Origin of the sequence: Sutterella faecalis, from assembly GCF_006337085.1 — a bacterium.
GTDB lineage: Bacteria > Pseudomonadota > Gammaproteobacteria > Burkholderiales > Burkholderiaceae_F > Sutterella > Sutterella faecalis.
Window position 1 is genome coordinate 1,250,163 of record NZ_CP040882.1, and the last position, 13,173, is coordinate 1,263,335.

Sequence of the window (13,173 nt, forward strand, 5' to 3'; positions counted from 1 at the left end):
GCGCAGCCGGCGTGCCAGCGCGTTTCCTGCGCTCATAAGCCCGCTCTCATGATGCGTGAGGCGCAGATTGAGGGCGGGTCTGTCGATTCTAGGAAAAGAGAGGATCACCCAAAGAGCGGCGGCCGAAAGAATTACCTCTTTCCTTGCGGCACTTCCAACGGCAATGGATATTCGCCCTAAGCAGAAGACCTCAAGAGCGGGAAAAGACAGTTCCGCAGGCATTAAAAAAACCCCCGGCGTTCGTAAACGCAGGAGGTTTCGGGCAAAGGGCCTTTCGGCCCTGTCGCTTCGAGGATTAGGCTTCGGCCTTGCGGACGAGACGTTCCTTGATGCGGGCAGCCTTGCCGGAGCGTTCGCGCAGGTAGTAGAGCTTGGCGCGGCGGACGTCGCCGTGGCGCTTCACTTCGATGCTGGCGATCATCGGGGAGTAGGTCTGGAACGAACGTTCCACGCCTTCGCCGGACGAGATCTTGCGAACGATGAACGAGGAGTTGATGCCGCGGTTGCGACGGGCAATGACGACGCCCTCGAAGGCCTGCACGCGCTTGCGCGAGCCTTCAACCACGTTGACGGAGACGACAACCGTGTCGCCGGCGCGGAAATCGGGGATGGTCTTGCCGGCGGTGACGCGGGCGAGTTCTTCCTGTTCAAGAACCTGAAGGAGATTCATTTTTTGCTCCAAAGCCATCATCATGCGGCCTGAATGTTAGGGGACAAAATCCCGCCGCAGATAGGATGGTGATTGTTGTAAAAGGGAAAGCGCCGGTGAAATTACCTGCGCCCGCCCCTGGATTCGATCTTCGCGCCGAGAGACCGGAGGAACTTATAGTCCTCCTTGGTCAGCAGACCCGAAGAATCGGCGATTGTAATGAGGTCGGGGCGCGTCTGCAAGGTAAGCTCGAGACTTTTTTCGCGCGACCACTTTTCAATATTCTTGTGGTGCCCGGAAAGGAGCACCTCGGGCACCGGCATGCCCCGCCAGACCTCGGGCCGCGTGTAGTGAGGCGCATCGAGAAGTCCCGTCGCGAAGCTTTCGTCCGAAGCCGAAAGATCCTTGATGGCGCCGGGGAGCTGACGCACGACGGCGTCGATCAGGGCGCATGCCGGGATTTCGCCCCCTGAAAGCACGAAGTCCCCGAGACTCACCACCTCGTCGACCTCGGCTTCAAGGAACCGTTCATCGATTCCTTCGTAGCGTCCGCAGACGAGCACGACGGGCTCATCGTCCGCTGCAATTTCCCTTACGCGCCGGTCGGTGAGGCGCGTGCCGTTGGGCGCGAAGCTCATGACGCGGCCGGTGTTGCCCGACTGGCGGATCGCGGCGAGCGTCTGAGCGAGGGGCTCGGCCATCATCACCATGCCCGGGCCGCCCCCGAAGGGCCGGTCGTCGATCGTGCGGTGAAGGTCTGTGGCCGTTTCGCGCGGATTCCAGGTGTTGAGCGACCAGAGTCCGCGCTTTCTTGCCCGCGCCGTGATGCCGCAGTCGCGAACGCTCGCAAAGATTTCCGGAAAAAGCGTAATGACGTCAAAACGCATGGAGTTCACCTTTTGTTCAGCGCCAGGCCGGATCCCAGTCGAAGACCGCGCGCTTTTCCTCAGGGTTGAGTTCAAGCACGTAGACATCCTTCACGTTCGGGATGAGGAACTGCTTCCTGTCGCCCGCTTCATCCTCATACTCGATGACGAAGAGGTCCTGCGCGCCGTTCGAGCTCACGCCTGCGATGACGCCCAGTTCCTTCCCCTCGCGGTTGAATGCGGGAACGCCCTCGAGGTCGATCGCCCAGACGGCATCCTTGCCGGCAGCCGGGAAGTCCTTCCTCAGGACGCCAACCTTCACGCGAACGGCATCCGCCGCTTCCTTCGATTCGCAGCCGTCCCATTTGGCGATGAGTCCCGTGCCGTGAACGCGAAGTCCCTTTACGTGCACGGGCGTCTTGACGCCGAAGCGGTCGACAAGCACCCAGTCGCGAACTTTCTGGAGCACCTCGCCCGTACCTTCAGGCTGAATGCGCACCCAGCCTTTGAAGCCGTAGGCGCCGGCGGTGCGGCCGAGCTCAATGAGTTCGTCCGGGGAATCGCTCAGGGAGATGTCGGAATCTGTCATATCGAAAGAAGAATGCAAAAACTCTGGATACACGAAACCCCGCATTTTCCTCTGGCGTAGATACCGGACTCCATGTGGGCGACCTTCCCTGATGCTGATCCAATGTGCTTTGACACGAGAGGCACGATCTGCGAGCGGGAAGCTTCGCGGGAGTCCGCACCGGAAAGGGATGCGGGGTTTTCTAGCGGGACAGAAGATGCTTCAGGGAAGCATCCCGTCCCCTTCAAGAACTGAAATTATTCAGCCTTGGCAGGTTCTTCAGCGGCGGGAGCCGGCTGAGCCTTGAATTCCTTGACGAGACGGGCAACCGTATCGGAGAGCTGGGCGCCCTTGCTCTGCCAGTAAGCGACGCGCTCGAGATTGATCTGGAGCTTGACGGCCTGGCCGGCAGCCATCGGGTTGTAGAAGCCGACGCGCTCGATGAAGCGGCCGTCACGACGGCAGCGGGAGTCGCAAACGTTGAGGGAGTAGAAGGGACGCTTCTTGGCGCCGCCACGGGCGAGACGAATGATGACCATGAGTTACCTCTTAAATCATTGGTGCTTGGAATCAAAACCGAACCCCCGTCCCGGGGAGAAGCGGTTTTGCGAAAGGGATTGCTTGACCGGTCAGACAACTTGGTGCCGCATGCCCGGTCTCACAGAATGCGCGATTCTACTCGAGGTGGGAAGCCTTCTGCAAGCAGAAGTGCATGGGTTTCTAGGGTCAGAGCGCCTGCGCGCGGCGCTGCAGACGATCGAGCACCGCAAAAATAATGAGCGTGAAGGCAGAAAGAAGAAGACAGAGTGCGGTCGCCGCATCAAAGTCCGCGCGCGATACGGCGTTGAAGATTTCAAGCGAAAGCGTATTCGTTCTGCCCGAAATATTGCCGCCGATCATCATCGTGATGCCCACTTCGCCCGAAGCCCGGGAAATGCCGAGGAGGAGTCCGGCAAGGATCTGTCCGCGCACAAGCGGGAGCGTCACCCGCCGAAAAACCGTGACGGCATTCGCGCCGTGAACGCACGCGGCGAATTCAAGGCTCTTTAAGCGTTCGCCCGAGAGCGCGGCTTCAATGGGCCGCACCACGAGCGGAAGGCCCGCAATGAAGGCGGCGAGGAACACCGCATTCTCTGAAAAGACAATGGAGAGTCCGGCCTCATCCAGAATCCCGCCCAATAAGCCTCCCCGTCCGAAAAGAAGGAGAAGGAGGTAGCCCAACGCTACCGGCGGAAACACAAGCGGGAGCGTCACGACGAAGCTCAGGGCCCGCACCCAGAAGGCGCTTCTTCTCGAAAAGAGAAGCGCGAGAAGGGGCGCAAAAAGAATGAAGCCTGCGCCCGCGGCAGCACAGGTCTTTGCCGTGAGCGTCACGGCAAAGAGAAGCTCAGGCGAGCTAAAAAGCGAGCGCAGGAAATCCATCAGCGTCGGTTCCGATCAGCGGACAACGCCGAATTTGTCGAGAATGGCATCCGCCTTCGGGGAGGCGAGCCATTGAAGGAATGCCTTCACGTCGGCCGCTTCGCCTTCCGCGCCCTTGACGGGCTCGGCCGTCATGCGGATGGGCTCATATCCTTCCTTCACCGCCATGAAGCCTCCGAGCTTTGCCTTTCCCTGTCGGGCGGCAAGGAGATTGATGAAGCCCGCATCCATTTCGCCCTGGGAAACGTAGGAAAGAACCTGCGGCACCATGGAGACGACGTTCATCTTCGGTGCAACGTCCTTCTCGAAAGCAGCGCCGTCAAGGAATTCCTTCGCGGCGCGGCCGTAGACGGCGGCCTTGGGATCCGGCATGGCAATGCGCTTCACCTCAGGCTTCGCGAGATCCGACGGAGCCTTGAGCTCAAGGCCCTTCCTCCAGGCAAGGATCAGGGGCGTGTCGCCGAGGCGCACGCCGGCATCGGCATTAAGGACCGTCGTGAACTTCTTAAGGCTCGTGGCGTCAGAAATCACGACCGTCACGGGGCTCCCGCTCTTCACCTGAGCGAGCATCTGCCCGATGTTGCCGCCAAAGGCGCGCGAAACCTTCGCGCCCGTTTCCGCCTCGTACTTGTCGGCAAGGGCTTCCACCATCTTGACGTAGCCGCCGCCCGTCGTCACCGTTACCTGCGCCGAGGCGCCGGCAGAAAAGCCGAAGGCTGCGAGCACGGCAGTCGTCAAAAGAATCTTCTTCATGAAGGGGTCTCCTCAAGGAAAGCACTCCGGGGAATTTCTGCGATCGTTCCGTCCTCAACGAGGAAGGCGCGGTCGGCGAGTCTTCTCATTTCCTCTTCGGAGTGCGTAATGTAGATGAAGGGTACATTCATTCGCTGCGCCGCGCCGTCAATGAAATCCATGAGCACGTGCCGGCGCCTGGGGTCAAGGCTCGAGAGCGGTTCGTCAAGAATGAGGAGCCGCTCGGCCCCCATGAGGGCCCGCCCGAGCGCCACGCGCTGGGCCTCGCCGCCCGAGAGCCCCGAAGGGAGTCGTTCAAGAAGCGGCTCGAGCCCGAGAATGTCGATTGTTTCGTCAAAATCGACCGCAGACTTCCTGCCGCCGAAGAGGCTCGGGAAAAGAATGTTTTCCCGTACCGTGAGATGGGGAAAAAGTCGGTGCGACTGAAAAACAAAGCCGATGCCGCGCGATTGCGGCGGCAGAGAAATGCGGCGCTCGCGGGAATAGACCGTCAGACCTTCAAGCTCGATCTCGCCGTCATCCGGCTTCATGGCGCCCGAGAGGAGATTCGCGACCGTCGTCTTCCCGGCTCCCGATTCTCCGCGAAGCACATTGATGCCCTGCTCAAGATTGAGCTCAGCGTCAAGCGTGAAGCCGCCAAGCGTCTTTCGGAATCGGGCCTTCAGCATTTTGGAAAAAAACTCCCGCAGCAAAAATGTCGCTATTCTCAAAATGAATAACGAAGAACACTCTAGCCGATTGCAGCGCCACCCGCAATAATTCTTCAGTCCAATAAAAAAAGCGGTCCCGGAAATTCCAGAGACCGCTTTTTGGTCAGCGCTGATTCCCCGTAAGGGACCCGCGTGCTTATTTGCCGAGCTTGCCCTTGAGCGCCCGGCAGGTTTCGGCGCCGTCGGCAACGAGACCGTAATCGGCCACTTCAAAAATCGGCGCTTCGGGGTCCTTGTCGACCGCAACGATCACCTTGGCATCCTTGATGCCGGCCGTGTGCTGGATGGCGCCCGAAATGCCGAAGGCAATGTAGAGCTGCGGCGCAATCATCTTGCCCGTCTGTCCGACCTGCCAATCGTTGGGGCAGAGCCCCATGTCGACCGCCGTGCGGGTAGCGCCGATGGCGGCGCCGCAGGAGTCGGCAAGCTCCTCGAGAGCCTTGAAGCCCGCTTCGTCGATGAGGCCGCGGCCGCCCGCAACGACAACGCGTGCGGAAACGAGTTCCGGGCGATCGCTCTTCGTTTCCGTGAACTTCACGAAGCGCGACGTATCGTCGGCATCCGGGCATTCAACGGTTTCAATGGGGGCAGCCACCTCGCCTTCTTCGGTTGCTTCAAAAGCGGTCGTGCGGACCGTGCCCACCACGACGACTTCTTCGGTTTCGACCGTTGCAAGGAGCGACCCCGCATAGATGCCGCGCACGAAGGTCTTCGGCCCCTTCACGCCGACCACATCGGAAATCGCCGTAAGGTCGAGCATGGCCGCGACGCGGGGCATGGCGGCTTTACCAAGCGCCGTCGCGGCAAAGAAGATGTGGGAATACCCAGGAGCTTCCGCAGCGACAAGGTCCGCGAGAACCTCAGGAAGCTCCTGCGCGAGCTTTGCATTTTCAGCGAGGATCACCGTACGCACGCCCTTCAGCTTCGCAGCCTTCTCGGCCACCGCCTGGCAGCCGTTGCCGGCAACCAGAATGTCGACGGGCTCGCTCATCTGGAGGACGGCCGTCAGCGCATGCGCCGTTGCAGGACGCAGATTCACATTGTCATGATCAGCAATCAGAAGCGCAGTCATTCTTTCGTTCCTTCAAATCCTTAGATCACATGCGCTTCGTTGCGAAGCTTCTCAACGAGCTCATCCACGCTCGAGACCATCACGCCTGCCTTGCGTGCGGGCGGCGGCTCAACGGAGAGCGTCCTCACGCGCGGCGTGAGATCGACGTCGAGTTCGCCCACGGGAATCGCTTCCACGGGCTTCTTGCGGGCCTTCGCCATGGAGGGAAGCGTCACATAGCGGGGTTCGGCAAGGCGGAGGTCCGCCGTGATCACGGCCGGGATCGAGAGCGACACGGTCTGCGTGCCGCCGTCGGTTTCGCGCGTAACGACAAGTCGCCCGTCGTCCGCGAATTCGATTTCGCTCGCAAAGGCGCCGAGCGGATAGCGAAGGAGCCCCGAGAGCATCGGGCCCGTCTGACCGCAGTCGTCGTCAATCGCCTGCTTGCCGAGGAGAACGATCCCGGGCTTTTCGCGCTCGACGATCTGAGCAAGAATCTTCGCGGCGGCAAGAGGCTCGACCGCATCGTCCGTGACCACATGAATGGCGCGATCGGCGCCGATCGCCATGGCGGTGCGCAGAACATCAACCGACTTTGCGCCCCCGATCGACACGGCAACTACTTCCGAGGCCTTCCCGGCTTCCTTCAGCTCAACGGCCTCTTCAACCGCAATTTCATCGAAGGGGTTCATCGCCATGCGGGCGAGCTTGATGTCCGGTCCGGAATGGTCCGGGAGCGGGCGGACCTTGACCTTCGCGTCAACGACCCGCTTCACAGCAACTAATATCTTCATTGCGTTCCTCAACAAAATAGGATGCGCCCCGGTCCGGAGCTCGCAGCCGAGGCTTCGTAGCTTGACCGAAGCACTGGCGGAATCTTCTGCGGAGGGGATGAATTTTCGGGCGGAGGAGAGCTCCGCCTGAGAGCAATTCGCAATTATAACGGTGGGAATCCCTTAAAAATCGCCGCCGTTATTTGATTTTGCGCTGTTTTAAACGCGCTTCAGAGGACGAGCGGAAGAACCGCTCCTGCTACGCAGGCGTAGCGAATGCCTTTGCCGACGGCAATGGCGAGAAGGCTCATGAGCGGATCAATCCGGAGCCACCCCGCTGCCACGGGAATCGCGTCCCCTACGACGGGAAGCCACGCAAAAAGGAGCGCCCAGGCGCCCCAGCGCCTCACCCACAGGATGGCCTTCGTCTCCCGCTTCACCGTCGGGATGAAGCGGCCGATCACCCAGGAGGTCATGGAGCCCAGCGTATTTCCTGCCGTTGCGACGGCGAGAAGCCAGACCCAGCGCTCGGGCTGCGCGGCGAGTGCCCCGGCGAGCATCACTTCGGAGCCGCCGGGAAAGAGCGTCGCCGACACAAAGGCCGTCACGAAGAGCGCGATGTCGATGCTCTCGCTCGCAAAGAGGGCGAGCACCCATGCCGTCATGTCGCCCATCAGCGAAAGAGCGCCTTCATTTCAGCCGTGCGCTTGAGGGCCGCTTCCACAGCCTCATCCATCATCCGGTCGATATCGAGCCGGTTCATGACTTCAAGCGCCTTTGCCGTCGTGCCGCCCTTGCTCGTCACTTTTTCGCGCAGAAGCGAGAATTCCTCGCCGGACACGCGGGCAAGCTCTGCGGCGCCGTAGACCGTGCCGAGCGCGAGCGCATGAGCGCTCTCTTCGGAGAGTCCGCGCTTCAGGCCCGCCTTCTCGAGCGCCTCCATGAAGCGGAAAACATAGGCCGGACCGCTCCCGGGGATGGCACCCACGAGGTCGATCTCCGACTCATTCTTCACTTCGACGACCTCGCCCCCGGCACGGAGCACGCGAAGCGCCGCCTCGCGAAGCGATTCGTCCATCCCTTTGGGCGACCAGAGCCCGGCGATGCCGGCGCCCACCATTGCCGGGGTATTGGGCATCGCGCGCATGAGGGGGTAGCCGCCAAGCCAGCCGGAAAGAACGCCTGCTTCGATGCCGGCAGCGATCGAGAGCGCCGCGCCCTTCGGGTTCAAAAGCTTCACGATCGGCTCCACCGCCGCCTTCATGGTCTGGGGCTTCACAGCAAGGACCAGGAGGTCGCAGGCCGTAATCCAGTCGCCAGGTTCCGCATGGGTCTTCGCGCCCAGAGCTTCGAGCTTTGCGAGCTTTTCCGCGTGATGGTCCACCACGTGAACCGTCAGGTCTTCGGTCTTCTCCTTGAGAAGTCCCCCGATCAGCGCCGCGGCCATATTGCCGCCGCCCAGAAATCCTATCGTCAGCATGATTGACTCCTACATTCCAAATCAGGCTTTTTGCGCGTAATTGCGTTCGCCGAAAATGGCGCGGCCGATCCGCACCATGGTGGATCCGGCTTCAACGGCTTCGTCCATATCTGCGCTCATGCCCATGGAGAGCGTGTCGGCATGGGGATGAGATTTTTTAAATTCATTAAAAAGCTCCCGCATTGCGAGAAGCGGCTTCATGCGGGCCTCATGAGTGTCCGCAGGCGCCGGAATTGCCATCAGGCCGCGCAGCCTCACGCGGGGAAGCTTTTCGATTTCCGCGGCCAGGGCTTCGAGCGCATCGGGCTTCACGCCAGACTTAGATTCCTCGCCGTCGATATTGACTTCAATCAGGATGTTGAGAGGAGGAAGATTCGCCGGACGCTGCTCGGACAATCGCCTCGCAATGCGTTCGCGGTCAATGGACTGCACCCAGTCGAAGCGTTCGGCGACGCCGCGCGTTTTGTTGGCCTGGAGCGGCCCGATGAAATGCCATTCGAGCGCGAGTTCAGGATGGTGTTCGCGAAACCAATCCACCTTGGAGCACCCTTCCTGAGCGTAGTTTTCGCCGAATGCGCGGGCGCCGAGCTTCGCGCACTCGAAAAGCGCCTCCGCGCTGAAGGTTTTCCCTACAGCCAGAAGCGTCACGCCGCCGGCACTGCGTCCGGCCTTCTGTTCCGCCTCATGGAGCTCCTGAACAACGTGATTCCACCGGACATCCAGCCCGGGAGTCAGATCGGTCATGGCATTCCTTTAAAAATTGATTTCAAGCGGGAAAGGTTATCGCGTTCCCGTTCGCTTGCGCGGAAAAGACGCGCCGCGGTTTTCCGCTATTGATTAAGGTCAAAGAACATTTCGTTCTGCCCGGAGAGATGCCCGACTTTGAGCCTTTGCGGCGATGCCGATGCCACTGTTCGGTGTGCTGCAAAGGATCACCATAAAATGATCATATGATGAAGAGATTACTCTCTCAGAGATTTACGAAGACTGCGAACGATTATCCCCGTTTTGGATGCATTTCTTCTCCGTTATGAATGCAGTGAGGATCACCCTCATATCCAATTGTTTAATTTGAATAATTACGAAAATCCACAGCATCAGGATCATCGTTGAAGATCAACGATCGATCTTGAGACATTCTTTTTCGTACACTCCTTTGACATGAAGACGCACTTTTCTCCTCGAAGGGAGGTTCCTCATGTCAATCAGCATTCATTTGAGCGCTTTCGCCGCGAAAGGCCGGGCCATCTTCTCCGCCTCAAAGTCCTCTGAAGCCAAAGGCCTCCTTGCCTGCGGGATCCGGGAGATCGACGACCTCCTCGAAGGGGGATTTCCCAAAGCCGGACTCACGGAAATCATGGTGCCTGCCTCGCGCCGGGGCGAAGTCCGGATGCTTCTCGGCGCGGTTTCTCATGCGGCTTCCGCCGTCTGGGTGCTCCCGGAGCGCGGCTTCGAGCCGTTTCTTTCTGCCTTTGAGGCCTTCGGCATCGACATGTCCCGGGAACTCTTTGTGGTGCCGCCTACGGCTGAAGAGGCTTTCGACGCGGCCGAGCTCGCGCTCTCAAGCGGCGAAGCCGAGGCCGTGGTCGCCTGGCTCCCTGCGCTCTCTCCGAGCCGGGACCGCATCCGGATGCGCCGGCTTCAGCTTGCCGCACAAACGCACGGCGCCGCACTTTTCGCGATCCGCCCGGCCGCGCTCGCCTGCCTCGCGCCCGAAGGAAACCTCAGGCTTCTTTTCCTGCCGCAGGACGCTCAGACCATCCGCATCCGGGCCATCAGGAATAACGTCTTTCTCAATACTGCAAAAGAGATTCTCCTCAACCCGTCAAAGCTTGCCGTCGGTTCACAGCCTGCGAATGTCCCCGATCGTCAGGCCTTAAAGGACGAAAGGTCCGAACGGAATAAAACAGCATCCCGCCCATTCCAGCCGAGCCTTTTCCCGGAAGCACTCCCTGCGCTCTGATCCCGCAAAATTTTCGAGCAGAAATCTTATGTCTCCGGACTTCACGCTTCTTTTTTTCCCGCAGCTTCTTCTGGCGCTCTACCCGAAGCGCTTCTCTGCCCGTGCTGCTGAACCTGCCGCCCTCGCGGTCGAAGGCCGCATCGAAGCGAGGAACACCTGCGCCCACGCGCACGGGATCCGTCGGGGGATGACGGAGGAAGAAGCCCTGCTGCGACTTCCTCCTCTGCACCTGGAACGCGCCCGGGCAACCGCTGCCGCTGAACTCACGACGCTGATGCTCCTGCTTGCGCGGCGCTATTCAAAGGAAGCCCGGCTCATTCGTTCTCCCGGATCCGGTGCGGCAGCGCTTCTGCTTCGCTGCGGGAGCTCAGACGGCGAAAAAGCGCATGCGTGCTTCGAAGCGCTCGGCATGAAGAATTTTTCCGCAACCGGGTCCACTCTGATGGAAGCGCTTGATAGAGCCGTCAGTTCAGCAAAAGACGAACTGGAAGCGTTTGATACCGAAGGCCTCGTGAAGCACGCCCGTGCTTTCGGGGCAGGCGTCCAAAGCCTTCCGGAACTTAAGGAAACTCTGGCGCTGCGGGCAACGCTCGATCCGGATACGAAGCCCCTTCAGGCGGAGCGCATGGCTGCGGCCATCGGCTCATGGGCGGCGGCTGAAGCCTTCAATCGACTGACCATAGAAGTCGCTCTTCGCGATGAAGCGGGCCGGCCTATCAGACGCTTCTGGGAGCATTCGCGCGTCTTCATCTTCGACGAGGACAACCCGGAAGAGGAAACCCGGGAGCTCGCCCACTTTCTCCTCGAAGCCGCTTCCTCAACGCTTCTCGGGAGCCTCTCCCTTCAGGTTCGCGGTGAAAAAAGAATCCGGCAGACATCTTCCCTCGTCAGGAAGCTCGAGGAGCGCTTCGGCTCGAAACGCGTCTTTCAGCTCGAAAGGACGGGCAGGATGCTTCCTGAAACGCTTCAGAGGCACGTGCCCGCCGAGACGCTTCGCCCTCGGGCGCACCAGCGCCCGCCGGTCAAAAGCGAAGCCGCCGGGCTTTCCTTCCCGACGGAGATCTTTTCGGAACCTCGCGAAGTACCGCTTGACCGCGGACTTCAGCCGGTTCTCGAGGGATCGCTCGCGCTCGAACCCGAAGGCCGGGCGATGAATGGTCGAACCTACTACCGCGCCCGGAGCACTCGCGGCGAGCGCCTGTGGCTCTACCGCGAGGACGCCTCCGGAAGATGGTTCCTGCAGGGGCGATTTGCTTGATTTCTCCTTGATGCGTTACGTCATTGGCATCAGGAGCGGTTGCTAAAATTCCGCACTAAAAATCCTGCAACCGAGACCTCCTCATGCCACGGCCTGTACTGCTTCACAGCTGCTGCGCGCCCTGCTCGAGCGCCATCCTTGAATGGCTCCTTCAGCACGACTACGCCCCGACCATTTTCTACTTCAATCCGAACATCTTTCCTCAGGAGGAATACCTCGTGAGGAAAAACGAATGCCAGCGCTATGCGGCAAAGCTAGGCGTTCCTTTCGTCGACGGCGACTACGACCACGCGCTCTGGCGCGAGGCGGTGAAGGGCCTTGAGAACGAACCCGAGCGCGGCGCGCGCTGCCGCGTCTGCTTCGGCGTGCGCATGCTTGCGACCGCCCGCACCGCGAAGCGCCTCGGGATTGAATCCTTCACGACGACATTGGCCGGGAGCCGCTGGAAGCGGCTCGAACAGATCCGCGAGGCGGCGGAAGAAGCCGCACGCCTGACGCCAGGCACCGCCTACTGGGACATGAACTGGAGAAAGGGGGGTCTCCAGCAGCGCAGGGGCGAGCTTCTCAAGGAAGAGGGCTTCTACAACCAGCTCTGGTGCGGCTGCGAATTTTCGATGGGGCACCTTGCCCTGCGTCCGATTGAGGAGATCCCGGTCTACGCGCGCGAATTCGTGCTGAAGCTCGGGGGCAAGCCTAAGGAAGAGGAGCCGCAGTCATGACCGCGCTCATCACCGTCCTCGGCTACGTCGCGGTCATCGTGATCGGCGTCTTCATCCGCGCGCAGGGGCTCGTTCCAAGAGATCTCGCGAAACCCGTGGGATTTCTCGTTCTCAACATCACGCTTCCCTGCGCGATCATCACTTTTCTGAACGGCGTTACGCTCCCCGTCGAGCTCCTCGCCACCATCCTCATTCCGATTACAGCGACCTGGATCATGATCGGCATTGCCTGGCTCATGACGCACCGCAGGCCTGACCGGGATAAGGCCGTTCCCTTCGCGATGCTCAACATGTCGAGCTTCAACGTGGGGACCTTCGCCATGCCCTTCACGATGGGGCTCGTTTCTCCGCTCGGCTTTCTCGTCGTCTGCCTCTTCGACATCGGGAACGCCATCATGTGCACGGGCGGCACCTACGCCTTCGCATTCCGCGGCAACGGCGGCGCACTGAAAGCTTTTCTCAACGTCTTCCGCACGCTCGCGCACGCCGCCCCCATCTGGACCTACCTCATTCTCATCACGCTTTCCTTCCTTGAACTCAAGGTCCCGGGACCCATTCTGCAGTTCTGCAAGGTCGTGGGCGGCGCCAATACCTTCCTCTCGATGCTTCTCATCGGGCTCTCGATCAACCTGGCGATCAACTGGGAAAAATTCGGCGATCTTTTCAAAATGATGTGCGTGCGCTACGTCGTCAACGCGATCATCGCAGCCGGCCTCTACTTCCTGCTGCCCTTCCCCCTTGAAGTGCGCCAGGCGATCGCCGTCACGATGATGTCGCCCCTTCCCGTCATGGGCGTCATCTTCACGATGAAGGCGAATCTCGACTGGGAGGCTGCAGCCAACATCAATTCCGTGTCCGTGCTGGTATCGGTGGCCATCATGTGCGCCATGCTGGCTGCGTTTACCGGTTGACGTTTCCCAAATTCCGAACCTCCCGGAGAATCCTAAAATATAAAGTTCCG

Annotated in this window: 16 protein-coding genes; 4 read left to right on the forward strand and 12 right to left on the reverse strand. The window is 60.4% G+C overall.

The annotated features are described in order from the left end of the window. Window positions 1-295 precede the first annotated feature (295 nt). From rplS to FG381_RS05060, 12 genes are all read right to left on the reverse strand, one after another. Window positions 296-670 carry a 50S ribosomal protein L19 gene (gene rplS / locus FG381_RS05005; RefSeq protein WP_139687814.1) on the reverse strand — a complete coding sequence of 125 codons (375 nt, stop codon included), beginning with the start codon at window positions 668-670 and terminating at the stop codon, window positions 296-298. A 101-nt stretch (window positions 671-771) separates the two neighbouring features. After that, entirely contained in the window at window positions 772-1,536 is a 765-nt protein-coding gene (gene trmD, locus FG381_RS05010; protein ID WP_139687815.1) for a tRNA (guanosine(37)-N1)-methyltransferase TrmD, read from the reverse strand. Window positions 1,537-1,552: 16 nt separating this feature from the next. Next, window positions 1,553-2,104 (reverse strand): ribosome maturation factor RimM, encoded by a 552-nt coding sequence (rimM, locus tag FG381_RS05015; RefSeq protein ID WP_139687816.1) that lies wholly within the window; start codon window positions 2,102-2,104, stop codon window positions 1,553-1,555. 236 nt (window positions 2,105-2,340) lie between these two features. Then, the gene (gene rpsP / locus FG381_RS05020) at window positions 2,341-2,622 is read right to left on the reverse strand and encodes a 30S ribosomal protein S16 (protein WP_139687817.1); all 282 of its coding nucleotides are present in this window, start codon (window positions 2,620-2,622) and stop codon (window positions 2,341-2,343) included. A 187-nt stretch (window positions 2,623-2,809) separates the two neighbouring features. After that, entirely contained in the window at window positions 2,810-3,505 is a 696-nt protein-coding gene (locus FG381_RS05025; RefSeq protein ID WP_139687818.1) for a molybdate ABC transporter permease subunit, read from the reverse strand. A 15-nt stretch (window positions 3,506-3,520) separates the two neighbouring features. Beyond that, window positions 3,521-4,258, reverse strand: coding sequence for a molybdate ABC transporter substrate-binding protein (gene modA, locus FG381_RS05030; protein WP_139687819.1), 738 nt, complete (start codon window positions 4,256-4,258; stop codon window positions 3,521-3,523). Continuing rightward, window positions 4,255-4,926: an ATP-binding cassette domain-containing protein gene (locus FG381_RS05035; protein WP_139687820.1), complete on the reverse strand. Its 672-nt coding sequence runs from the start codon at window positions 4,924-4,926 to the stop codon at window positions 4,255-4,257. Before FG381_RS05035 ends, modA begins: the two co-directional genes overlap by 4 nt. Window positions 4,927-5,104: 178 nt before the next feature. Further along, the gene (locus FG381_RS05040) at window positions 5,105-6,040 is read right to left on the reverse strand and encodes an electron transfer flavoprotein subunit alpha/FixB family protein (RefSeq protein ID WP_139687821.1); all 936 of its coding nucleotides are present in this window, start codon (window positions 6,038-6,040) and stop codon (window positions 5,105-5,107) included. Between the two features lie 20 nt (window positions 6,041-6,060). Beyond that, window positions 6,061-6,813, reverse strand: a complete 753-nt coding sequence (locus FG381_RS05045) for an electron transfer flavoprotein subunit beta/FixA family protein (RefSeq protein ID WP_139687822.1) — start codon at window positions 6,811-6,813, stop codon at window positions 6,061-6,063. A 209-nt stretch (window positions 6,814-7,022) separates the two neighbouring features. Beyond that, on the reverse strand, window positions 7,023-7,466 hold the full coding sequence (locus tag FG381_RS05050) for a YqaA family protein (protein ID WP_139687823.1): 444 nt from the start codon (window positions 7,464-7,466) through the stop codon (window positions 7,023-7,025). Continuing rightward, a complete protein-coding gene (proC, locus tag FG381_RS05055; protein ID WP_139687824.1) occupies window positions 7,466-8,272 on the reverse strand; it encodes a pyrroline-5-carboxylate reductase in 807 nt (268 codons plus the stop codon). Before proC ends, FG381_RS05050 begins: the two co-directional genes overlap by 1 nt. A 21-nt stretch (window positions 8,273-8,293) precedes the next feature. Next, the gene (locus FG381_RS05060) at window positions 8,294-9,016 is read right to left on the reverse strand and encodes a YggS family pyridoxal phosphate-dependent enzyme (protein ID WP_139687825.1); all 723 of its coding nucleotides are present in this window, start codon (window positions 9,014-9,016) and stop codon (window positions 8,294-8,296) included. A 454-nt stretch (window positions 9,017-9,470) separates the two neighbouring features. On the opposite strand from FG381_RS05060, the gene FG381_RS05065 reads away from it, so the two are divergent. The 4 genes from FG381_RS05065 (at window position 9,471) to FG381_RS05080 (ending at window position 13,123) form a co-directional block, all read left to right on the forward strand. Next, window positions 9,471-10,235: a hypothetical protein gene (locus tag FG381_RS05065; RefSeq protein ID WP_139687826.1), complete on the forward strand. Its 765-nt coding sequence runs from the start codon at window positions 9,471-9,473 to the stop codon at window positions 10,233-10,235. A gap of 28 nt (window positions 10,236-10,263) precedes the next feature. Beyond that, window positions 10,264-11,493 (forward strand): hypothetical protein, encoded by a 1,230-nt coding sequence (locus tag FG381_RS05070; protein ID WP_139687827.1) that lies wholly within the window; start codon window positions 10,264-10,266, stop codon window positions 11,491-11,493. A gap of 83 nt (window positions 11,494-11,576) precedes the next feature. Then, on the forward strand, window positions 11,577-12,212 hold the full coding sequence (locus tag FG381_RS05075; RefSeq protein WP_139687828.1) for an epoxyqueuosine reductase QueH: 636 nt from the start codon (window positions 11,577-11,579) through the stop codon (window positions 12,210-12,212). Beyond that, the gene (locus FG381_RS05080; RefSeq protein ID WP_139687829.1) at window positions 12,209-13,123 is read left to right on the forward strand and encodes an AEC family transporter; all 915 of its coding nucleotides are present in this window, start codon (window positions 12,209-12,211) and stop codon (window positions 13,121-13,123) included. Before FG381_RS05075 ends, FG381_RS05080 begins: the two co-directional genes overlap by 4 nt. Window positions 13,124-13,173 lie beyond the last annotated feature (50 nt).

Excerpts from the sequence above, each read along its gene's own strand:
- rplS (WP_139687814.1), bottom strand. The coding sequence starts at position 670 with ATGAATCTCCTTCAGGTTCTTGAACAGGAAGAACTCGCCCGCGTCACC.
- trmD (WP_139687815.1), bottom strand. The coding sequence starts at position 1,536 with ATGCGTTTTGACGTCATTACGCTTTTTCCGGAAATCTTTGCGAGCGTT.
- rimM (WP_139687816.1), bottom strand. The coding sequence starts at position 2,104 with ATGACAGATTCCGACATCTCCCTGAGCGATTCCCCGGACGAACTCATT.
- rpsP (WP_139687817.1), bottom strand. The coding sequence starts at position 2,622 with ATGGTCATCATTCGTCTCGCCCGTGGCGGCGCCAAGAAGCGTCCCTTC.
- FG381_RS05025 (WP_139687818.1), bottom strand. The coding sequence starts at position 3,505 with ATGGATTTCCTGCGCTCGCTTTTTAGCTCGCCTGAGCTTCTCTTTGCC.
- modA (WP_139687819.1), bottom strand. The coding sequence starts at position 4,258 with ATGAAGAAGATTCTTTTGACGACTGCCGTGCTCGCAGCCTTCGGCTTT.
- FG381_RS05035 (WP_139687820.1), bottom strand. The coding sequence starts at position 4,926 with ATGCTGAAGGCCCGATTCCGAAAGACGCTTGGCGGCTTCACGCTTGAC.
- FG381_RS05040 (WP_139687821.1), bottom strand. The coding sequence starts at position 6,040 with ATGACTGCGCTTCTGATTGCTGATCATGACAATGTGAATCTGCGTCCT.
- FG381_RS05045 (WP_139687822.1), bottom strand. The coding sequence starts at position 6,813 with ATGAAGATATTAGTTGCTGTGAAGCGGGTCGTTGACGCGAAGGTCAAG.
- FG381_RS05050 (WP_139687823.1), bottom strand. The coding sequence starts at position 7,466 with ATGGGCGACATGACGGCATGGGTGCTCGCCCTCTTTGCGAGCGAGAGC.
- proC (WP_139687824.1), bottom strand. The coding sequence starts at position 8,272 with ATGCTGACGATAGGATTTCTGGGCGGCGGCAATATGGCCGCGGCGCTG.
- FG381_RS05060 (WP_139687825.1), bottom strand. The coding sequence starts at position 9,016 with ATGACCGATCTGACTCCCGGGCTGGATGTCCGGTGGAATCACGTTGTT.
- FG381_RS05065 (WP_139687826.1), top strand. The coding sequence starts at position 9,471 with ATGTCAATCAGCATTCATTTGAGCGCTTTCGCCGCGAAAGGCCGGGCC.
- FG381_RS05070 (WP_139687827.1), top strand. The coding sequence starts at position 10,264 with ATGTCTCCGGACTTCACGCTTCTTTTTTTCCCGCAGCTTCTTCTGGCG.
- FG381_RS05075 (WP_139687828.1), top strand. The coding sequence starts at position 11,577 with ATGCCACGGCCTGTACTGCTTCACAGCTGCTGCGCGCCCTGCTCGAGC.
- FG381_RS05080 (WP_139687829.1), top strand. The coding sequence starts at position 12,209 with ATGACCGCGCTCATCACCGTCCTCGGCTACGTCGCGGTCATCGTGATC.